Origin of the sequence: Lentzea sp. HUAS TT2, from assembly GCF_051853195.1 — a bacterium.
Taxonomy (GTDB): domain Bacteria; phylum Actinomycetota; class Actinomycetes; order Mycobacteriales; family Pseudonocardiaceae; genus Lentzea.
In genome coordinates this window covers 2420493-2439802 of record NZ_CP196667.1, presented here as the reverse complement: position 1 = coordinate 2439802, position 19310 = coordinate 2420493, and the positions used below count along the sequence as shown (strand labels likewise).

Genomic DNA, 19310 nt, shown 5'->3' with positions numbered 1-19310 from the left:
GGTCCGGCCGGGGTCATCCCCGCAGGTTGCGCACGGCTTCCCGGCCCAGACCGGGGGTGTCCGCGGGCACCGAGTCGGGGTCGATTCGTGCCGGAACCTCCCTTTCGGGGGCTCCGGCGATGAGCTCCGCCTCGATCGGTACGGACCGCTTGACCAGCGCCAACGCGACCGCGCCGAGCTCGTGGTGCAGCACCACGCTGCCCACACGGCCGACCACGCGCCCGTCCAGCGTCACCGGGTCACCGGTCTCCGGCTGGGCGTCGGCAGAACCATCCAGGTGGAGTAGGAGCATTCGCCTGGGCGGGCGTCCCACGTTGTGGACCTTCGCGACCGTCTCCTGGCCGCGGTAGCACCCCTTGCTCAGGTGCACGGCCGGATCGATCAGACCGACCTCGTGCGGGATCGTGCGCTCGTCGGTGTCGATGCCCTGACGTGCCCGCAACGACTCGACCCGCAACGCCTCGAACGCGTAGCTGCCCGCAGGCCGTGCGCCGGCGTCCGTGATGCGCTGCCACCAGTCCGCGCGCTCGGCACGCGGGACCAGCAGGTCGACCGCGTTCTGGCCGGGCCACGACGTCCTGCGCACGAAACCCTCACCGAGCGCGTCCACGTTCGACGGCAGCGGGATGCCGAGCTTCTCCAGCACCGCGGGGACGTCCGGGCCGACGAGCGTCAGCAGCGCGAACTCCTCGGTGGCGTCACGCGGCTCCACCTTGGACCAGAAGACCATCTTCTTCAGGTACGCCAGCAGGTCGTCGACCTTCTCGACGTCGAGGAACACCGTGCCGCCGACGTTCGCGACGACCATGTGGTGCTCCAGGCGGCCCTGGGCGTCGAGGATCAGCGCCTCGGTGGCCTCGCCCTCGTGCAACTGCTCGAAGTGCTGGCTCGTGAGCTGGTGCAGCCACGTGAGCCTGTCCTCGCCGGGGATCGCGATCACACCGCGGTTCGAGCGGTCGAAGACGACCGCGGAACGGACGGCGGAGCGTTGCTCGGCGAACGGGTCGCCGTAGTGCCAGGCGATGCCTGCGTCCGGGGAATCGTCGGGCGGCGGGACGGCTCCTGGGAGGGTCACTCGGTCTCCTGCTCCTGCTTCAAACAGTCGCGGCACGTGCCGGACAGCGCGAGATGGCTTGCATCAAGTTCGAACCCTTCGCGCTCCCGCAATGTTCCGACCAGCGGGTCGAGAAGCTCACACGGGATCTCCTGGATCGAGCCGCAGACGTGGCACACCAGGTGAACGTGCTGGTGGTCGTCGACCGAGTAGCTCGGTGCACCGTGGCCGAGGTGCGTGTGCCGCACCAGTCCGAGCCGGTCGAGCAGGTCGAGCGTGCGGTAGATCGTCGTGATGTTGACCGTCGGTGCCGTCTCCTGGACGCGCTGACAGATCTGTTCCGGCGTCGCGTGTTCGAGCGACCTGACCGCGTCCAGCACGAGCTGACGCTGCGGCGTCATCCTCATGCCGCGGTCGTGCAGGGTTTTGCGCAGCCCTCTTGCGGTCTCCACACCGGTGATGTTAGTAGGCTCGTTCCATGCGCGTGCTGGCACTGCTCGACGGAACCCTCGCTGACCCCGACTCGCCGCAGATCCGCGTCGAGGACCTCGGTCTCATGCGCGGTGACGGTGTGTTCGAAACGATCCTCGTGGTCGACGGGAAACCCCGCGAACTCACGCCCCATCTCGACCGGCTCGACCGGTCCGCGGCCATGCTCGACATGGCGCCGCCTCCCCGTGCGGAGTTCGAGCGCGCGGTCGAGCTCGTCATCGGCAACTGGACCGGTGGCACGGAGTTCGCCCTCAAGCTCGTCTACACCCGCGGCGTCGAGGGCGGTGACGGCACGCCCACCGGCTTCGCGCTCGGTCTCGAGATCGGCGCGAAGGTGCTCAAGCAGCGCGCCGAGGGCCTGTCGGCCGTGACGCTGGACCGCGGCATCGACGCGGACCTCGCCGACCGCGCGCCGTGGTTGCTGCTGGGCGCCAAGACGTTGTCGTACGCGATCAACATGGCCGCCCTGCGCGAGGCCGAGCGCCGCGGTGCCGCCGAGGTCATCTTCACCACGTCGGACGGTTCGGTGCTCGAGGGCCCGACCTCGACGCTGATCCTGGTGCGCGGCAAGACGCTGGTCACGCCGCCGTCGAAGCTCGGCATCCTGCCCGGCACCACGCAGTACGCGTTGTTCCGCGCCGCCGAGCGCGCCGGCTGGACCGTGCTCGTGGAGCCGATCCAGACCGGCGAGCTCTACGACGCCGAGGGCGTGTTCCTCGCGTCCAGCGTCCGCAAGATCACGCGGGTGAACGTGCTGGACGGCAAGCAGCTGCCCGACTCGGCGGCCCTGCTGACCGAGCTGCAGGGCCTGTACGAGTCCGAGTACTGATCCTTATTTCAGACCGGCGTCGACCGCGGCCATCAACGGGCCGCGGTCGCCCGACATCTCCCAGAACATCGCGCCCAGCAGGTTCTTCGACTTGAGCCACGCGGTCTTCTTCTGGATCGACCAGACGTCGTCGAAGGTCCACCACTGGTTGCCGGTGTAGCAGGACGTCGCCACGGCCACCTCGTCGTGGAAGACGGTGCAGTTCGGCACGGACGCGACGAGGTTGGCGTACCCGCGCGTGCCCGACTCCTCCGGGAACTGGCCCGGTGCCGCACCACCCGCGGTCTGCCACTCGCCGTTCTTCCCGCCGTTGACCACGTTCTGCCAGCCGCGGCCGTAGAACGCGAGTCCCAGCGTGATCTTGCGCGACGGCACGCCCGCGTCCAGATAGGCCTGCACGGTGCTCTCCACGCTGAACTTGGTCGTGTAGGGGTCGTCCGGGTCCGGGTAGAGGTTGCCCTGGTGGCCGGTCCGGTTGGGCTCCCACGAGTTGTCGCTGCCGGAGCCGTGGAAGTCGTAACCCTGGACGTTGAAGATGTCCATCGACTGCGCGACCCGCCCGAGCTCCCAGCCCGCCGCGATCTTGGCCGGGTCGGCCGGGGTGAACGCGGTGAGCTGGTAGCGCTTGCCCGTGGTGGTGCTGTAGGCGTCCATCTGCCGGCGGAACTCCTCGATCAACAGGGTGTTGTTGACCTTGTCCTGCGGGCCGAAGTGGTTGCCCGCGTGGCCTTCCGCGCCCGGCCACTCCCAGTCGAGGTCGAAGCCGTCGAAGATGTTCGCCGCGGTGCCGGGGCCGCCGGCGCCGTTGTACACGGGCAGGTTTCCCTTGAGGTACACGTCGATGCACGACGCCACGAACTTCTTGCGCGCCGCGTCCGTCGCCGCCACGTCGGAGAAGTACTTGGAGTACGTCCAGCCGCCGAGCGAGATCAGCACCTTGAGGTTAGGGTGCTTCGCCTTGAGCTTCTTGAGCTGGTTGTAGTTGCCGCGCAACGGTTCCCAGCCACTGTCCGCGACACCGTCGACGGACTGCGACGCGCTCATCGGCCTGCTGTAGTCGGCTTCCGCGTCACCCGCGCCGTCACCCTGGTTCGGGTCCTGCGGGTTCGGGCTCGTGCCCTTCGTGACGCCGTGCAGGCACGTCAGGTTGACCGGGTCGATGTTGCCGAACGCGTAGTTGACGTGCGTCATCTTCGCCGCGTCCATGTCCTTCACGAAGTACTGGCGTCCGTAGATGCCCCACTGCACGAAGTACCCGACACGGGCATAACCGCCGACGATGTCACCAGTGCGCTCGTTCAGCGCGTTGCTCGCCGCGGACACGTTGTCGTAGAGATCCCGTGCCTTGACGGTGAAGGTGTAGTTCGTGGACGGCGAGAGGCCGCTGACCGTGGCCGACGTGCCGGAGACCGTCGTCTTCACGGTCGAGCCCACGTAGACGTCGTAGTTCGCGATCCCGCTGTTGTCCGTGGAGGCGTTCCACGCCAGCGTGACGCTGCCCGCGTCCTTCGCCGTCGAACGCAGGTTGCCCGGCGCGGTGGGGGGCGTGGTGTCGTTGGCGGGGTTGTTGGTGGTGACGCTCAGCGCGGCGCTCGCGGCGCTTTGCGTTCCCTTGGAGTCCTTGGCCCGCACCGTGAACGAGTACGCGGTGTTCGGGGTCAGGCCGGTGATGATCGTCGACGTCGTGGTGGAGCTGCCGGCGAGGCTCGTTCCGTTGTAGACGTCGTAGCCGGCGACCGGCAGCGAGCCCGGCGTGGAGGCGTTCCACTGCAGGCTCACCGTGCGCGTGGTCTTCGCCGGTGACGTGAGACCCGTTGGCGTGCTTGGCGGAGTGTCCGCGCTGCCGTCGCAGTTCGCGTTGTTGATCCGGCACGTCACCGGTTCGACGTTCTGGCTGATCGAGAACGCCGGGCTGTACGGCTCCGTGCTCGCGCCGGCGTTGATGGTCTTGTTGTAGTGCGCAGGGGTGATCGTGACCGCGTTGCCGTTCTGGGCGACCGTGCCGTTCTGGCCGTTGCTCACCGTCACGCCGTTGGGCAGCGTGAAGGAGATCGACCAGTCGGTGACCGCGGCGGAGGAGTGGTTGCGCACGACGAACTTCGCCGCACCACCGGCCGCCGAGTACTCGGCGGTCAGCCCCGTCGGTGCCGGCGGAGCGGTACCGCTGCCGTCACACGCCATGTTGTTGATCGTGCAGGTGGTCGGGTCGGCCGCGGCGCTCAGCGTGAACGTCGGGCTGTAGGGCTCGGTGTTGCGTCCGGCCGGAAGGTTGTTGATGTAGAAGGCCGGAGTGAGCGTCACTCTCGTGCCGTTCTGGGTGATCGTCGCGTTCTGCGGGTTGCTCGCCGTGACACCGGCGGGCAGGTCGAACTTGACCGACCACCCGTTGAGCGCGGTGGTGCTCGCGTTGGCGACGACGAACTTGCCCGTCGTACCGCTGCGGGAGAAGGTCGCGGTGATGCCCGTGGCGGCTTGTGCAGGGACCGCCAGGGCCAGCGCGGCTATCAGAACTGCTAGGAGGGCAGGGATCCGGCGCATGCGGAACTCCAGTTTGGTAGAGATTCCGCGGCGGCTGAGAGTTACGGTATTTGGTCTGGACCACCTCCGTCAACGGCGTGGTTCCTCAGTCGACCGGGCGGAACCTGACCTCCGTGCCCGGCCGCGCCTGCCCGAGAAAACGCAGGTGATCCTTGTCCACCACACCGATCACGGGATAGCCGCCCGTCGTCGGATGATCGTTCAGGAAGACCACGGGCTGCCCGTCCGGCGGCACCTGAACCGCACCGGTGATCATTCCCTCGCTGGGAATCTCCCCGTCACGACGATTCAGTGCAGTCCCCTGCAACCGCGCGCCCACCCGGTTGCTGCGGTCCGACACCGTCCAGGACCCTTGCCGCAGCTGGGTTTCCGCGTCCTCGAACCAGTCGTCGCGCGGCCCGAGCCGGATCGGGATGACCAACGTTTGCAGCGCGCGCATCGGCGGCACGACATCTGCCCCGTTGGGCAGTCCGGGTGTACCGAGATGCAGGACGTCGTTGTCCCGCAACGGGTCTGGACCGATTCCGGAGAGCAGGTCGGTGGAGCGGCTGCCGAGTTCCGCCGGCACTTCGATGCCACCGGAGATCGCGAGATAGCTGCGCAGGCCGGTCTGTGGGGTGCCGATCTCGAGGACGTGTCCGGGTTCGAGGTGGACCGGCTGGTGCGAGTCGGCCAGCCTGCCGTCGACCTTGAGCTCGGTGGCCGGCCCGGTGACGGCGATGGTGCAGCTCGCGTTGGCCTTGATCGTGAGGCCGCCCAGCAGGAGCTCCAGGCCCGCTGCCTGTTCGGGGTTGCCGACGAGGCGGTTGGCGAGCTTGAGGGAGTCCTGGTCCAGCGCGCCGGACGGGGGCACGCCCAGGTGAGCGTTGCCGGGCCTGCCGAGGTCCTGGATCAGTGCCTGGGGGCCGGTCCTGATGATCGTGACGCTGCGGTTCATGCGACCACGAACCTGACCTGGTCGCCCGGCTGCAGCAGCGCGGGGGTCTCGGCCTTGGCGTCGAACAGCGTTATCTCGGTGCGGCCGATCAGCCGCCAGCCGCCCGGCGTTGGCCTCGGATAGGCGGCGGTGAACTCGCCCGCGATGCCGACCGAGCCCTGCGGGACCTTCGTGCGCGGGGAGTCGAGCCGCGGTTGTTGGAGGCATGTCGGCAGGCCCGTGAGATAGCCGAAGCCTGGCGCGAAGCCGCAGAACGCGACCTCGTAGACGGCCTCCGTGTGGAGTCTGACCACTTGTTCCGGGGTGACGCCGGCTGTCTCGGCGACGAAGTCGAGGTCCGGGCCGTCGTAGATGACCGGGATGGTGACCTCGCGCGAGTGCGTGGTGGGGGCCTTGGTCAGGTCGACGGTCTTGAGCGTCTCCCTGACTTCGTGCAGGGAGCCCTTGACCAGCACCGTTCGAGCGGCCGGGACCAGTTCTTCGATGCCGTCGAGGTGTTCGAGGGCTGCACGGACGGCCGCGACCTCACTCAGTGAGTCCACCTCGACCAGGAGGGCGTCGGTTCCGCAGCGCCGCAGAAGCATGGACCCATGTTACGGGGAATCGTGGGATTGTTGAACAATCCGACACGCAAATTGTTCAACAACCCCACCTCCCGCCCACCCTCTTGACCGCACGCGGGGACCTTTCGTACTGCATGACAGTACGAAAGGGCCCCGCGTGCGGTCAGGAGGCGGGGGTGGCGTCAGCCGACGATGCGCTTCAGGTGCGCCGACGCGTGCGGCTGCATCTCCTGGCCCATCATGGCGCGCTCCTCGACGTACGCGAGGTCGCCGTTCACCACGCCGTACAGCCGCTGCGCACCCTTGACCTCCTTGGCCGTGGCCGAGCGGATGATCGCGTCCGTCTCGAACTCCCACGACGTCTGGGTGCGCACCTTGCCGTAGTACAGCTCGACGATGCCCGTGTTGTGCGTCAGCAGGAGCTCGATCGTGTCGTCTTCCTGCGGACGCCAGAAACCCTGTTCACGGGCTGCCGGGCGGATGACCTCACCGGCCTCGTTGAGCAGCCACGACCGCGCCTCGTACACGAGGAACGGACGGCCGTCGTGGGCGAAGGTGATCTGCTGGCCGAAGCGGAACGGGCCGTCGATCGTCGGGTAGACGATCTCGCCCTCGCCGCGCCAGACACCTACGAGGGGGAGGACGCCCAGCAGGGCGTCGTTCAGGTCAGCGCCTTCTCGCAGGTTCGCCGTGTCCGCCGGGATCGGCATGTCGGTGAACTGCGGGAGGTTGCGCTGCTTCGTGGCCGCCGCTCGTTCCTCGGCCAGGCGGATGGCCTCGTCGCCGCTGGTCATCGCTGGTCGGAGTAGAGGCGGTAGACGACGTAGCCGGCGAACCACATAACGGCGATCGTCACTAGCACCAGGAGTCCGGTGAAGATGTGTTCCACGGGGAGAGGATATCTCGCGTGGTTTGACGTGCAGGGTTGTGGTGGCGGAGGACACCGGGGTGTTGGGGGTTGAGGGCGCGCCGGTCGGGCGGTTCGTCTCCCTGTTGCGTCGGCGACCTGTGGTCGCGAGTTCGCAGTTGGTCACCTTGCGGGCGGATGGTTGCGCTGATTCCTGGGCGCCGCCCCAGACCCCGCCGATCTGATTCGGCGTCGCTCGAGGACGGCTCGCCTGCGGCATCGCGGGCCATCAGTCGCCCAACCCGGTTGCCCAGCCCTGCGCAAGGCCGCCCAGACGCCGAAGACCCCGGCGGTGCATCACCGCCGGGGCCCTCGTCTCTACCAACCAGGTCGTAAGAGCTAGGCGACCGCGATCTCCACCGCGTGCACGCCCGGACCGGAGGCCGACACGTCGGCCTGCCCGTTGCCCGTGCGGTGCAGCGCGCGGACGGTCCAGCTGCCCGGTGCCGCGAAGAAGCGGAAGTCGCCCTCCGGCGAGGTGACCACCTCGGCGGTGAACTCGCCGGTCGAGTCCAGGAGGCGGACGAACGCGCCGCCCACCGGGGTGCCGTCGGAGACGACCTTGCCCTCGAGGACCGTTTCCGTCGTGGAGACGTCGATCGTGCCGCCCTGAGCGGGGGCGCCGCAGCCGTTGGTCATGGGGATCAGGCCTCCTTGCCGGAACCGAGCTCGATCGGCACGCCGATGAGCGAGCCGTACTCCGTCCAAGAACCGTCGTAGTTCTTGACGTCTTCGTGGCCGAGCAGCTCGCGCAGGGCGAACCAGGTGTGCGAGGAGCGCTCGCCGATGCGGCAGTACGCGATGGTCTTGCGGCTGCCGTCGAAGCCCGCTTCCGCGTAGAGGGCGCGGAGGTCCTCGTCGGACTTGAAGGTGCCGTCCTCGTTGGCCGCCTTGGACCACGGGACGTTCACCGCGGACGGGATGTGGCCGCCGCGCTGCGCCTGCTCCTGCGGGAGGTGGGCCGGGGCGAGCAGCTTGCCGGAGAACTCGTCGGGGGAGCGCACGTCGACGAGGTTCTTGTTGCCGATGGCGTCGACGACCTCGTCGCGGAAGGCGCGGATCGAGAGGTCCTGCTCCTGGGCGGAGTACGAGGTGGCGTCGCGGACGACCTCCTCCTTGTCCAGGGGGCGGCCGTCGAGCTCCCACTTCTTGCGGCCGCCGTCGAGGAGCTTGACGTTGGTGTGGCCGTAGAGCTTGAAGTACCAGTACGCGTAGGCCGCGAACCAGTTGTTGTTGCCGCCGTAGAGGACGACGGTGTCGTCGTTGGAGATGCCCTTGGCCGAGAGCAGCTTCTCGAAGCCCTCGCGGTCGACGAAGTCGCGGCGGACCGGGTCCTGGAGGTCGTTCTTCCAGTCGATCTTCACGGCTCCGGGGATGTGGCCGCCGTCGTACGCGGTGGTGTCCTCGTCGACCTCCGCGAACACGACGCCGGGCGCCTGGAGGTTTTCCTCGGACCAGGCGGCCGAGACCAGCACGTTCTCACGGCTCATGGGAAGTTGCTCCTGTGTTTTAGTGCGAGTGCTTGTCGTTATTGCGGGCGTGCGAGGGCGGGTACGTGCCTGCGCAGCAGCAGGTACATCTCGCACCCGAGGCACAGGCCGAGCGACGCGTTGAGCAGTGCCGCGACCAGGGCGAGGCCGGTGGCGACCATGCCGAGCGTGGTGAGGCCCGTCGCGTAACCGAGGGTGCCGATCAGTGCGAAGACGAAGCCGACTCCCTGCGCGAACCGCAACGGGCCGGCTTCCTCGCGCTCGGTGGTCGGGATCAGGCGCGGCTGGATCGCGTAGCGGTAGACGTGACCCCACGGGTTCAACTTCAGCGAGATGAACGCGCACATCGCGAAGAGCACCGTCTGCGCGGCGAGGAGGCGCCACCATCCGGTCAGCAACACGACCGCGAGGATGACGGTGGTCATCCAGGCGGAGAAGCGCGGTCCGCGCGGGTCTACAGGGGAGTCTTTGGACACGACGACCTCCGGGCAAACGGACGAGGGGATTCAGTCCGGCAGAGGTAGCTGATGGGCGTCAAGCAGCCCGGTTCAGCTCGTCGTGCGACACAGGCTGCTGCGCGTGCGGCACAGGTCAACCGCGCGTCGCTTCGTGAGCAGCAAGGTCATGCCAGCGAGGGTAGCCCTCAATCCCTCGGTGCGGGAGGTATGTCCATCTGGTGGAACAACGCAGGTTCACCCGACCGGATTAGGGCAAATGCGGGCGCAGGGCGGCCAGCAACGTGTCCCGTTTCGGCACGCCGCCGACCCGCAACACCTCGGTCCCGTCGGCGGTCAGGGCCAGCGTCGTGGGGGTGCGCATGACGCCCAGCGACGCGGCGACGTCCGGGAGGTTCGTGACGTCGAGCTCGGCGTGCGTGAGGCCGTCGGTGCGGTCGGCCAGGTCGCGCAGGATCGCCTTCGCGTGCCTGCACGGCGCGCAGAAGGTGGTGGAGAGCTGGACCAGCGTCACCCCCGGCGCGAGCAGGTCGCGCACGGGGGCGGGCAGGTCGACCGTGTCCTTGCGGGAGATGCGGCCCTCGCGGACCTTGAGCAGCACACCGATCGCGCCGGCCACGGCCAGCGCGCCCAGCAGCGCCCACACACCAGTCATCGTTGGACCAACGGTACATCCGCGATCTCGCCGGACAGCTTGAACGAACCGCTCTCCACCTCGACGGCGGTGGGCGTCGCGCCGAACGGCAGCGTGCCGGGGTCGATCTTGATCGCGAGCGCCTGGCGCAGCTGCGGGATGATCTGCTTGAGCGAGGCGTCGTCCAGCTCGATGTCGTCGATGTTGATCTGGATGGCACCGCTGACCAGTGCGATCTGGCCGTACGCGGTGAGCGTGATGACCTTGCCCGCGACGTTGGTCTGGCCGGAGAGCTTGATCGCGGCCGTCGTCTTGGGCGCCTTCGGGTCGGCAGGGGCCGTCGTGGCGACGCGGTTGTCCGGCTCGATCGAGAGCTTGTCGAACGGCGTCACCTGGTTCGCCAGCCGGTTCAGGTCCAGCGCCTTGATCCGGACGCTGCCCTTGACGGTGTCGATGGTCGCCTTGGAGACGTTGCCCGCCAGCAGGTCCGCGAGCTCGACGCGGGTGTGCAGCAGGTCCGCCTCGACGTCGAGGTCGCGCAGGTCGACGCCCTGCTGCTCGTTGCGGATCGGCACGCCGTACGCGCGGATCTCCACGTGCTGGTAGTCGCCGCGCAGCGCCTGCAGGATGAACGGGAATCCGTTGATCCGCACCGCCGGGTCCTCGCTGAGCTGCAGTTTCTCCCGCATCCGCTGGGCGATCTGGTACTCGCCGGCCGCCGCGAGCGCGAAGTCGGCCGCGACCAGCAGCACGCCCAGCACGATCACGGTGATGACGAGGAACTTCCCGCGCCGTGACTTCTTCTTCCGCGGCCTTGCAGGCGTGTGCGCAGTCATCCCTCGTCCTCGACGTTAATGGCGATCCATGCCGCCATCCGGTCTACCAGGTCTGGAGTCGCGGCCGATTCCGCGTGCCGCATGCCGGGTTCGATCCACAACTCGGCATGTCCTGAGGACGCGCGGTGCAACGACCTGGCGTGTTCCACGGAGAAATAGTGGTCCAGGTCACCGTGCACGATCAGCAGTGGGGTGGGCGTTATGCGTCCGACCACCTCCAGCGGACTCTCCGGCGGTTGTACCCAGCTGTCGCCGAGCCGAACCCCGAGCGCCCGCGCGGCCAGCTTTCCGTGCGGCTGCTCCAGCAGCCAGTGCACGCGGCGCATGGGAGAGGTCTCACGAGACCACCACCGGGCAGGACCGCTCACGGAGACGACGGCGTCCGGCCTGCCGTCCCCCAGCACCGCGTGCCGCAGCACGATCGAGGCACCCATCGAGAACCCGATCGTGGCGATCTTCGAGTACCCGAGCTCGCGGGCCTTGCGAACGCCGGCCTCGATGTCGTGGATCTCGTCGGCGCCGACCGTGGAACGCCCTTCCGACCGGCCGTGGCCGCGGAAGTCGAACGCGACGACACCGGCCTTCCTGGCCAATCGGGCGAGGACGCGCGCGACGTAAGGCCTGCGCACGTTGTTCGTGAACCCGTGCCCCACAACGAAAGCGAGATCGCTTTCACTCTTGTGGTGGACGCCGTGCAGACGCACCCCGTCATGTGACATGGATGTAACAGGCATGACGCTTGTGGAAACAAGTGTGAGCACGGCTTCTTGACCTGGGACTTTCTCGGGGTGCACCGGTATTGTCTCCGTCATCCGCAGGCAACGGGGCCCGGTCACCGTACGCCGCTGGTCTGGTCCAGGTGACCGACCACGGCCGATTTTGGAGGGCGCCGCGAATGAGCATCGACGTGCTTCTGCTGACGACAGACCCGGACCCGGAGGCCGTGCTTCCCGCGCTGGCTCTGCTCCCGCACGCCGTGCGGCCGTTGCGTCCCGAGGTCTCCGCGCTTCTCGAGGCGGGTCCCCACGACATCGTGCTGGTCGACGCCCGCACCGATCTGGTCGGCGCACGCTCGCTGTGCCGTCTGCTCGACTCGTCCGGTGTGGACGTGCCCGTGGTGGCCGTCGTCACCGAGGGCGGTCTGGTCGCGGTCAACTCCGACTGGTCCGTCGACGAGATCCTGCTGCCGAACTCCGGCCCGGCCGAGGTCGACGCACGCCTGCGCCTGGTGCGCTCGCGCCGCGGCACGACCCAGCCCGGTGGCGACGGGGCGATCCAGCTCGGCGACCTCGTGATCGACGAGGCCACCTACACCGCGCGCCTCAAGGGCCGCCCGCTCGACCTCACTTACAAGGAGTTCGAGCTGCTCAAGTATCTCGCGCAGCACGCGGGCAGGGTCTTCACCCGCGCGCAGCTGCTGCAGGAGGTCTGGGGCTACGACTTCTTCGGTGGCACCCGCACGGTCGACGTCCACGTGCGACGGCTGCGCGCCAAGCTCGGCCCCGAGCACGAGGCGCTCATCGGCACGGTCCGCAACGTGGGCTACAAGTTCGTCCGCCCGCCGCGTCCCGGCTCGTCGCGCCGTCCCGCCGAGCTGACCGAGGTGGAGATCGACGACTCCGCCCAGGTCCTGGATGAGCGTTTGATCGCGCGGTAGGTTCGCCTGTGTGGCGCAACTGAGCTGGTTCGAGGAGCTGACGGCCGACCAGGCCGCCGAGGTGACCGGGTTGCTGGAGGCAGCCCGGGCGACCGACGGCGTGGCCCCGGTCGGCGAGGCCGTGCGACTGCGGTTGCGCCCCGGCGCGACAGGCAGCAGGCACCTCCTCGCGCACCTGGACGGCGAGCTGGCCGGGTACGCGCACGTCGATCTCATCGGTGACTCCGGTGGCAACCAGGTCGCCGAACTCGCCGTGCACCCGAAGCACCGCCATCAGGGCGTGGGCGAGGCGCTGGTGAAAGCGCTCCCGCAGGAGTCCCTGCGGATCTGGGCGCACGGTGGCCACCCGGACGCGGAGAAGCTCGCCGGCAAGCTCGGCTTCCGCAAGGTGCGCGAGCTGCTGCGGATGCGGCTGCGCGTCGAGAACGACCTGCCGGAGCCCAAGCTGCCGGAGGGCATCACCATCAGGCCGTTCGTGCCCGGCAAGGACGAGGCCGCGGTCGTCTACGTGAACCACCGCGCGTTCGACTGGCACCCCGAGCAGGGTGCGATGTCCATCGAGGACGTTCGCGCGAAGGAAGAAGAGCCCTGGTTCGACCCCGAGGGCTTCCTGCTCGCGTTCGACGCCGACGACGCGCTGGCGGGCTTCCACTGGACGAAGGTGCACACGCCCCAGCTGGGTGAGGTCTACGTCGTGGGCGTCGACCCGGATCGCCAGGGCGGTGGCCTGGGCAGGGCGCTGACCCTCGCGGGCCTGCGTCACCTGCGCGAACAGGGCGTCAAGGAAGTGATGCTCTACGTCGAGTCGGACAACACGGCGGCGGTCCGCGTGTACACGAAGCTCGGATTCACCCTTTGGGACGCCGACGTCCAGTACGCCCGGTAGTCAACGTACCGTCACAAAACGCATACGCGCTGGTCACGCGGTCACTCTTTTGGCCGTGTGACCCGTCACTTCCCGTTCGGTGTTCACCTCCCGTTCACCCTGACTAGGTGGGCTGTCCATTCTGGCTACCTACCTTCCGTAGCGAGCGGCGGCGTCCGTCGCGAACCGCTAATGCTTTCCGCAAGGTGGAGGACCAAGGTGAAGATCCAGCGGCACGGTGCCGTTCTCGGCCTCGTCGCGGCCAGCGCGCTGCTGCTCGGTGCGTGTGGCAGTGACAACAACGCGCCGACGGGTGGCACGAACCCCTCGTCGAACGCCGCCTCCGTCCCGGTCGAGTGTGGCGGCAAGACCAAGCTCAACGCCGAGGGCTCCTCCGCGCAGAAGAACGCGGTCGACGCGTTCGTGCAGGCCTACCAGGCCGCCTGCCCCGGTGTGGACCTCGCGTACAACCCGTCGGGCTCCGGCGCGGGCGTGAAGAACTTCAACGCCGGCCAGGTCGACTTCGGTGGCTCCGACTCCGCGCTCAAGGACGGTGCCGAGACCGAGGCGGCCACCAAGCGCTGCAAGGAGAACCCGGCCTGGAACCTGCCGCTGGTCTTCGGCCCCGTCGCCGTCGGCTACAAGGTCTCCGGTGTGGACAGCCTCGTGCTGGACGCCAAGACCACCGCCGCGATCTTCTCCGGTGCGGTCAAGAAGTGGAACGACCCGGCCATCAAGGCGCTGAACGGCTCCGCGACCCTGCCGGACAAGGACATCTCGGTCATCTACCGCTCGGACGAGTCGGGCACGACCGACAACTTCCAGAAGTACCTCAAGGTCGCCGGTGGCTGGACCAAGGGTGACGGCAAGCAGTTCAAGGGTGGTGTCGGCGAGGGCAAGGAGAAGTCCGCCGGTGTCGCGCAGGCCGTCGGCTCCATCGACGGTGCCATCACCTACGTCGAGTGGTCGTTCGCGCAGGACAACAAGCTCTCGATCGCCAAGATCGACTCTGGTGCCGGCGCCGTCGAGCTGACCGCCGAGTCGGCCGGCAAGGCCATCGACGGTGCGAAGATCAAGGGCGAGGGCAACAACCTGGTCCTCGACCTCGACTCCATCTACGGCTCCAAGGCCGCCGGTGCGTACCCGCTGCTGCTCGCGACCTACGAGATCGTCTGCTCGAAGGGCTACGACGCCGACACCGCGAAGGCCGTCAAGGCGTTCCTCACGGTTGCGGCCACCACCGGCCAGGCGCAGCTCGCCGACGCCGGCTACGTGCCGCTGCCCAAGGCGTTCCAGGACAAGCTCCTGGCCGCCGTGAAGGCGATCGCCTGAGGTTGATGCGAGACTTCGACACACGCTGACGCGATGAATGATCCCGTCGTGGCCAGGCGCCCCGCCGGCTCCGGTTCAGCCGGAGCCGAGCGGGGCGTTGCGGCTGCTCCCACCGCCTCGGAGGCTCCGATTCCCCCGACACCGGAAGCTCCAGTAACGACCAAGGCACCTCACGTCCGGCCTGGTGACCGCATCTTCCGCGGCCTGGCGACGGGGTCCGGTGTCTTCATCGTCGTCCTCATCGGCGCGATCGGCCTGTTCCTGATCCTGCAGGCGATCCCGTCGCTCGGGCTGGACAACGTCAACTTCCTGACCAGCCGCGAGTGGAACACCACCGACCCGACGAACCTGCGGTTCGGCATCCTCGACCTGGCGCTCGTCACGGTCGTGGTCGCACTCGTGGCCCTGCTGATCGCCATGCCGATCGCCCTGGGCATCGCGCTGTTCCTCACGCAGTACGCGCCGCGCAACCTCGCCCGGCCGTTCGCCTACGTCATCGACCTGCTGGCGGCCGTGCCGTCGATCGTCTTCGGTCTCTGGGGCCTGTTCGTCCTCGGCCCCGTGCTCTTCCCGTTCTCCGAGTGGCTGATCGCGAACCTCGGCTGGATCCCGATCTTCGCCAAGGGCAACGTGAACGTGCAGCTCGGCGGCACCATCTTCACCGCGGGCATCGTCGTCGCGGTGATGATCCTGCCGATCATCACCGCCGTCAGCCGCGAGGTCTTCGAGCGCACGCCCACGATGCACGTCGAGGGCGCCATCGCGCTCGGCGCGACCAAGTGGGAGGTCGTGCGCACGACCGTCCTGCCGTTCGGCAAGGCCGGTTACGTCAGCGCCTCGATGCTCGGCCTCGGCCGCGCACTCGGTGAGACCATCGCCGTCGCGATCATCCTGAGCACGGCCACCAGCTCGTTCGGCTGGTCGCTGTTCGACGGTGGCTCGACGTTCGCCTCGAAGATCGCGCTGGCCGCGCCCGAGTTCAACGACGCGCGCTCGGCCGGTGCCTACATCGCCGCCGGTCTGGTGCTGTTCGTGCTGACCTTCGTCGTGAACGCCATCGCGCGCTCGATCGTCGCCGGCCACAAGGAGTACGAGTGAGCACGAATCTCGCGGATCCTCAGCGCCTCGCGACGCCGCCGACCTTCCAGGCGGTCAGCGCGTCCCGCCGGATCAAGAACGGCATCGCCACCGGCCTGGTCTGGGGCGCGTTCCTGGTCGCCATCATCCCGCTGGTGTGGGTGCTCTACACCGTGATCCAGCGCGGCTTCCCGGTCATCCTCGACGGTGACTGGTGGCAGAAGTCGATGTCGGGCCTGCTGGCCCGCCAGCAGGGCGGTGGCGCGTACCACGCGATCTACGGAACGCTGGTCCAGGGCCTCGTCTGCGCCGTGATCTCGGTGCCGATCGGCATCATGATCGCCATCTACCTCGTCGAGTACGGCGGCCGCTCACGGCTGTCGAAGGCGACGACGTTCATGGTCGACATCCTCACGGGTGTCCCGTCGATCGTCGCGGCGCTGTTCGTCTACACCGTGTGGATCACGACCTTCGGCCTCAGCCGCAGCGCGCTGGCCGTGTCGCTCGCGCTGGTGCTGCTGATGGTGCCGGTCATCGTGCGCACCACCGAGGAAATGCTCAAGATCGTCCCGGACGAGCTGCGCGAGGCCTCCTACGCGCTCGGCATCCCGAAGTGGAAGACGATCGTCAAGATCGTCATCCCGACGGCGCTGTCCGGCATCCTGACCGGCATCATGCTGGCGCTCGCCCGCGTCATGGGTGAGACCGCGCCGGTGCTGGTGCTCGCGGCGTACGCGCCGTTCATCAACTACAACCTGTTCGAGGGCCCGATGGCCTCGCTGCCGTTGATGATGGTGAACGAGCGCAACAACCCGACGGCGGCGGGCTTCGACCGCATCTGGGGAGCGGCGATCACGCTCGTCGTCCTCATCACCCTGTTCAACCTCCTGGCGACCGTGATCTCGCGGGCGCTGGCGCCGAAGACGAAGTGAGCGGGCGGACATGGCCAAGCGACTCGACATCAAGGACCTGAACCTCTTCTACGGCAAGTTCCACGCCGTCGAGAACGTCTCGCTCGCGGTGCCGCCGAAGAACGTGACCGCGTTCATCGGCCCCTCCGGCTGTGGCAAGTCGACCGTGCTGCGGTCGCTCAACCGCATGCACGAGGTCGCCCCCGGCGCCCGGTGCGAGGGCAAGGTGCTGCTCGACGGCGAGGACATCTACGCGTCCACTGTGGACCCGGTCGAGGTGCGCCGCACCATCGGCATGGTGTTCCAGCGGCCGAACCCGTTCCCCACGATGTCCATTCGCGACAACGTGGTGGCGGGCCTGCGGCTCTCGGGCGTGAAGGACAAGAAGAAGCTCGACGAGGTGGCGGAGCGCTCGCTGCGCGGCGCCAACCTCTGGAACGAGGTCAAGGACCGGCTCGACAAGCCGGGCGGCGGCCTCTCCGGTGGTCAGCAGCAGCGTCTGTGCATCGCGCGTGCCATCGCGGTGCAGCCCGACGTGCTGCTCATGGACGAGCCCTGCTCGGCCCTGGACCCGATCTCCACGCTGGCGATCGAGGACCTGATCACGGAGCTGAAGAAGGAGTACACGATCGTCATCGTGACCCACAACATGCAGCAGGCGGCGCGCGTGTCCGACCAGACCGCGTTCTTCAACCTGCTGGGTGTCGGTCAGCCGGGACAGCTGATCGAGGTGGACGACACGGAGAAGATCTTCTCCAACCCCAGCCAGAAGGCGACCGAGGACTACATCTCCGGCCGGTTCGGCTAAGTCGGCGGGTTCGGCTATCTTGCTGGCGTGAGCCCGCAAAGCAAGCCCCGCAAGAAGAAGCAAGGCAAGGCACCCGGCCGCAGGCCCGAGCAGCAGTCCCCGTACGGGGCGCTGCTCGAGTCGGCGGCCGCGCTGCGTTCGGAGTCCTGGTTGCTCGCGGACGCCTGGGCCAGTGAGCTCTACGCGACGCTCTGGCTCGCCGGCTCCGGCACCGAGCCGTTGGTCGAGGCGCTGCAGAAGATGGACGACCCCGCGGCGCTCACCGCGTTGCGCGCGCTGGCCGGTGTGGGCTCTGAGGAGAACAGGACCGCCGCGTTCGCCGCCGCGGAAACCGTTGCGGCACGCGGTGTCGCCGAGCCGTCCTGGTACGTCGCCGACACCGTGCCCGACTTCCGCGACGCCTTCCTCGTCACGAACCTCCTAGGAGACGTGGAGGTCATCGCGATCACCCAGGAACGCGCCGCCGTCGGCGAGACCGTCCTGTTCATGCGCCAGCCGGTGCTCGGAGCCACCGCGATCGAGCTGTTCTCGACGCCGGACGAGGGCACCGTCGCCCTGCTGGAGGACATGATCGCCTCCACGCCCGAGGCGTTCCGCGACGAGATCACTCCCCTGAGCGCCTCGGACGTCTACGACCGCGTGTGGCCGGACATCGTGCAGTTCTGGGAGGACGGGCCCGACGAGGAGGCCGAGGAAGGCCTGATGGGCGAGGAGGACGTGCGGCACCCCGTGCAGCTCATCGCGCTCGCCGACGCCCGCGTGAGTGCGTTGGTGCCCAAGGAGTACGAGATCCCCGCCGTCAGTCCGGAAAGGACGGACGAGGTCGTCGAGGCGTTCCTGGCCTCACCACACGGAATCGCCGACGTCGAGGCCGCGCGGGCGTTCGCGCGCATCGTCGCCTCCGCCGCGGTGGAGCAGAACCGGGACCCCGTCGTCTACGGGCCGGCGTCGCTCACCGCGGTGCTGATCCTCAACGTGGCCGCGAAGCTGCACGTCTCCGAGGCGGATCTGGCTCTGCTGCCGGAGATCGTGCGGGCGTGGGCGTACTTCACCGTGGACGTGCGGGATCTGCCGCGCGACGAGGCGCGGGCGGAGTGGGACGAAGAACTGCCCACCGTGCTCGCCGAGTTCTCCGAGGCCTACGCCGATCCGGAGCTGGTGGCAGAGCGCGATGGGCAGTTTCGCTGATTTCTGAAGGAACTAGAGGTTCTCGTCGTCGCCGTAGCCGGGCATCCGGCCGGTGACGACGAAGACCGTGCGCTTCGCGACCGACACGGCGTGGTCGCCGTAGCGCTCGTAGAAGCGGCCGAGCAGCGTCACGTCCACCGCGGCGGGGACGCCGTGCTGCCACTCCTTGTCCATGATCACGGAGAACAGGTGGCGGTGGATGTCGTCCATCGCGTCGTCCTCGTCCTCGAGGCTGCGCGCGCGGGCGACGTCCTTCTCGCGGATGATCGACGCGGCTTCGTTCGCGAGCTTGACCGCGATGCGGCCCATCTCGGCGAAGTACGGCTGCACGTCCTCCGGCAGCGCCGACGCCGGGTGCCGGCGGCGCGCGGCCTTGGCCACGTGCAGAGCCAGGTCTCCCATGCGCTCGACGCTTTCGGCGGCGTGGATCACCGCGAGCACGGTGCGCAGGTCGGTCGCGACCGGCGCCTGCAGTGCGAGCAGTGCGTACGACTGCTCCTCGATGCTGGAGCGGACGTCGTCGACCTTCTGGTCGCCGCTGATGACCTGCTCGGCCAGGCCGAGGTCGGCCTGCAGCAATGCCGTGGTCGCGTTCTGCATCGCCTCGGCGACCATGCCGGTCATGTCGGCCAGCTGGTCGGCGAGCTGTTCAAGCTGGTCGTGGTAGGCCTCGCGCATGGCGCTCAGCCTACGTCGCGACCATCGCGGCAGCGACATGCCAGAGTGAACCGGAGGTG

22 protein-coding genes are annotated in these 19310 nt (G+C 68.3%); 8 read left to right on the top strand and 14 right to left on the bottom strand.

The window, feature by feature from the left end; genetic code table 11:
* Positions 1-13: 13 nt before the first annotated feature.
* Both ygfZ and ACSHWB_RS12115 read right to left on the bottom strand, forming a co-directional pair.
* Complete coding sequence (gene ygfZ / locus ACSHWB_RS12120) at positions 14-1075, bottom strand: CAF17-like 4Fe-4S cluster assembly/insertion protein YgfZ (RefSeq protein WP_439662130.1); 1062 nt, start codon at positions 1073-1075, stop codon at positions 14-16.
* Positions 1072-1461 carry a Fur family transcriptional regulator gene (locus ACSHWB_RS12115; protein WP_439664575.1) on the bottom strand — a complete coding sequence of 130 codons (390 nt, stop codon included), beginning with the start codon at positions 1459-1461 and terminating at the stop codon, positions 1072-1074. The genes ygfZ and ACSHWB_RS12115 overlap by 4 nt, the downstream gene beginning before the upstream one ends.
* 71 nt (positions 1462-1532) lie before the next feature.
* Here ACSHWB_RS12115 and ACSHWB_RS12110 point away from each other — a divergent pair, with 71 nt between their 5' ends.
* Positions 1533-2375, top strand: a complete 843-nt coding sequence (locus ACSHWB_RS12110) for an aminodeoxychorismate lyase (protein ID WP_439662129.1) — start codon at positions 1533-1535, stop codon at positions 2373-2375.
* A 3-nt stretch (positions 2376-2378) separates the two neighbouring features.
* Here the strand turns inward: ACSHWB_RS12110 and ACSHWB_RS12105 are convergent, their stop codons facing one another.
* The 11 genes from ACSHWB_RS12105 to ACSHWB_RS12055 form a co-directional block, all read right to left on the bottom strand.
* Positions 2379-4913 carry a glycosyl hydrolase family 18 protein gene (locus ACSHWB_RS12105; protein WP_439662128.1) on the bottom strand — a complete coding sequence of 845 codons (2535 nt, stop codon included), beginning with the start codon at positions 4911-4913 and terminating at the stop codon, positions 2379-2381.
* An 85-nt stretch (positions 4914-4998) separates the two neighbouring features.
* On the bottom strand, positions 4999-5850 hold the full coding sequence (locus ACSHWB_RS12100; RefSeq protein WP_439662127.1) for a biotin-dependent carboxyltransferase family protein: 852 nt from the start codon (positions 5848-5850) through the stop codon (positions 4999-5001).
* A complete protein-coding gene (gene pxpB, locus ACSHWB_RS12095; RefSeq protein WP_439662126.1) occupies positions 5847-6434 on the bottom strand; it encodes a 5-oxoprolinase subunit PxpB in 588 nt (195 codons plus the stop codon). Before pxpB ends, ACSHWB_RS12100 begins: the two co-directional genes overlap by 4 nt.
* A gap of 161 nt (positions 6435-6595) precedes the next feature.
* Entirely contained in the window at positions 6596-7207 is a 612-nt protein-coding gene (locus ACSHWB_RS12090) for an FABP family protein (RefSeq protein ID WP_330272083.1), read from the bottom strand.
* Positions 7208-7659: 452 nt separating this feature from the next.
* The gene (locus ACSHWB_RS12085) at positions 7660-7959 is read right to left on the bottom strand and encodes a DUF1416 domain-containing protein (protein ID WP_439662125.1); all 300 of its coding nucleotides are present in this window, start codon (positions 7957-7959) and stop codon (positions 7660-7662) included.
* A 5-nt stretch (positions 7960-7964) separates the two neighbouring features.
* Positions 7965-8810 carry a sulfurtransferase gene (locus tag ACSHWB_RS12080; RefSeq protein WP_439662124.1) on the bottom strand — a complete coding sequence of 282 codons (846 nt, stop codon included), beginning with the start codon at positions 8808-8810 and terminating at the stop codon, positions 7965-7967.
* 38 nt (positions 8811-8848) lie between these two features.
* Complete coding sequence (locus ACSHWB_RS12075) at positions 8849-9286, bottom strand: DUF4395 domain-containing protein (protein ID WP_439662123.1); 438 nt, start codon at positions 9284-9286, stop codon at positions 8849-8851.
* A gap of 72 nt (positions 9287-9358) precedes the next feature.
* Entirely contained in the window at positions 9359-9436 is a 78-nt protein-coding gene (locus ACSHWB_RS12070) for a putative leader peptide (protein WP_360045477.1), read from the bottom strand.
* Between the two features lie 79 nt (positions 9437-9515).
* A complete protein-coding gene (locus tag ACSHWB_RS12065; protein WP_439662122.1) occupies positions 9516-9920 on the bottom strand; it encodes a thioredoxin family protein in 405 nt (134 codons plus the stop codon).
* Positions 9917-10735, bottom strand: a complete 819-nt coding sequence (locus ACSHWB_RS12060) for an LmeA family phospholipid-binding protein (protein WP_439662121.1) — start codon at positions 10733-10735, stop codon at positions 9917-9919. Before ACSHWB_RS12060 ends, ACSHWB_RS12065 begins: the two co-directional genes overlap by 4 nt.
* Complete coding sequence (locus ACSHWB_RS12055) at positions 10732-11388, bottom strand: alpha/beta hydrolase family protein (RefSeq protein WP_439662120.1); 657 nt, start codon at positions 11386-11388, stop codon at positions 10732-10734. The genes ACSHWB_RS12060 and ACSHWB_RS12055 overlap by 4 nt, the downstream gene beginning before the upstream one ends.
* Before the next feature lie 242 nt (positions 11389-11630).
* On the opposite strand from ACSHWB_RS12055, the gene ACSHWB_RS12050 reads away from it, so the two are divergent.
* From ACSHWB_RS12050 to ACSHWB_RS12020, 7 genes are all read left to right on the top strand, one after another.
* Entirely contained in the window at positions 11631-12392 is a 762-nt protein-coding gene (locus tag ACSHWB_RS12050) for a winged helix-turn-helix domain-containing protein (protein WP_439662119.1), read from the top strand.
* 10 nt (positions 12393-12402) lie between these two features.
* The gene (mshD, locus tag ACSHWB_RS12045; protein ID WP_439662118.1) at positions 12403-13278 is read left to right on the top strand and encodes a mycothiol synthase; all 876 of its coding nucleotides are present in this window, start codon (positions 12403-12405) and stop codon (positions 13276-13278) included.
* Positions 13279-13476: 198 nt separating this feature from the next.
* A complete protein-coding gene (gene pstS / locus ACSHWB_RS12040; RefSeq protein ID WP_439662117.1) occupies positions 13477-14589 on the top strand; it encodes a phosphate ABC transporter substrate-binding protein PstS in 1113 nt (370 codons plus the stop codon).
* Positions 14590-14622: 33 nt separating this feature from the next.
* Positions 14623-15687, top strand: a complete 1065-nt coding sequence (gene pstC / locus ACSHWB_RS12035; RefSeq protein ID WP_439662116.1) for a phosphate ABC transporter permease subunit PstC — start codon at positions 14623-14625, stop codon at positions 15685-15687.
* A complete protein-coding gene (gene pstA, locus ACSHWB_RS12030) occupies positions 15684-16598 on the top strand; it encodes a phosphate ABC transporter permease PstA (RefSeq protein ID WP_439662115.1) in 915 nt (304 codons plus the stop codon). The genes pstC and pstA overlap by 4 nt, the downstream gene beginning before the upstream one ends.
* A gap of 10 nt (positions 16599-16608) precedes the next feature.
* Positions 16609-17385, top strand: a complete 777-nt coding sequence (gene pstB, locus ACSHWB_RS12025) for a phosphate ABC transporter ATP-binding protein PstB (RefSeq protein WP_319976685.1) — start codon at positions 16609-16611, stop codon at positions 17383-17385.
* Between the two features lie 27 nt (positions 17386-17412).
* A complete protein-coding gene (locus ACSHWB_RS12020; protein WP_439662114.1) occupies positions 17413-18573 on the top strand; it encodes a hypothetical protein in 1161 nt (386 codons plus the stop codon).
* Positions 18574-18585: 12 nt separating this feature from the next.
* On the opposite strand, the gene phoU is transcribed toward ACSHWB_RS12020, so the two are convergent.
* Positions 18586-19251 (bottom strand): phosphate signaling complex protein PhoU, encoded by a 666-nt coding sequence (gene phoU, locus ACSHWB_RS12015; protein ID WP_439662113.1) that lies wholly within the window; start codon positions 19249-19251, stop codon positions 18586-18588.
* Positions 19252-19310: the final 59 nt, after the last annotated feature.

Bases quoted from the DNA above. Each gene is read 5' to 3' on its own strand.
- ACSHWB_RS12115 (WP_439664575.1), bottom strand. From the start codon at position 1,461: ATGAGGATGACGCCGCAGCGTCAGCTCGTGCTGGACGCGGTCAGGTCG.
- ACSHWB_RS12110 (WP_439662129.1), top strand. From the start codon at position 1,533: ATGCGCGTGCTGGCACTGCTCGACGGAACCCTCGCTGACCCCGACTCG.
- ACSHWB_RS12105 (WP_439662128.1), bottom strand. From the start codon at position 4,913: ATGCGCCGGATCCCTGCCCTCCTAGCAGTTCTGATAGCCGCGCTGGCC.
- ACSHWB_RS12100 (WP_439662127.1), bottom strand. From the start codon at position 5,850: ATGAACCGCAGCGTCACGATCATCAGGACCGGCCCCCAGGCACTGATC.
- pxpB (WP_439662126.1), bottom strand. From the start codon at position 6,434: ATGCTTCTGCGGCGCTGCGGAACCGACGCCCTCCTGGTCGAGGTGGAC.
- ACSHWB_RS12090 (WP_330272083.1), bottom strand. From the start codon at position 7,207: ATGACCAGCGGCGACGAGGCCATCCGCCTGGCCGAGGAACGAGCGGCG.
- ACSHWB_RS12085 (WP_439662125.1), bottom strand. From the start codon at position 7,959: ATGACCAACGGCTGCGGCGCCCCCGCTCAGGGCGGCACGATCGACGTC.
- ACSHWB_RS12080 (WP_439662124.1), bottom strand. From the start codon at position 8,810: ATGAGCCGTGAGAACGTGCTGGTCTCGGCCGCCTGGTCCGAGGAAAAC.
- ACSHWB_RS12070 (WP_360045477.1), bottom strand. From the start codon at position 9,436: ATGACCTTGCTGCTCACGAAGCGACGCGCGGTTGACCTGTGCCGCACG.
- ACSHWB_RS12065 (WP_439662122.1), bottom strand. From the start codon at position 9,920: ATGACTGGTGTGTGGGCGCTGCTGGGCGCGCTGGCCGTGGCCGGCGCG.
- ACSHWB_RS12060 (WP_439662121.1), bottom strand. From the start codon at position 10,735: ATGACTGCGCACACGCCTGCAAGGCCGCGGAAGAAGAAGTCACGGCGC.
- ACSHWB_RS12050 (WP_439662119.1), top strand. From the start codon at position 11,631: ATGAGCATCGACGTGCTTCTGCTGACGACAGACCCGGACCCGGAGGCC.
- pstC (WP_439662116.1), top strand. From the start codon at position 14,623: ATGAATGATCCCGTCGTGGCCAGGCGCCCCGCCGGCTCCGGTTCAGCC.
- pstB (WP_319976685.1), top strand. From the start codon at position 16,609: ATGGCCAAGCGACTCGACATCAAGGACCTGAACCTCTTCTACGGCAAG.
- phoU (WP_439662113.1), bottom strand. From the start codon at position 19,251: ATGCGCGAGGCCTACCACGACCAGCTTGAACAGCTCGCCGACCAGCTG.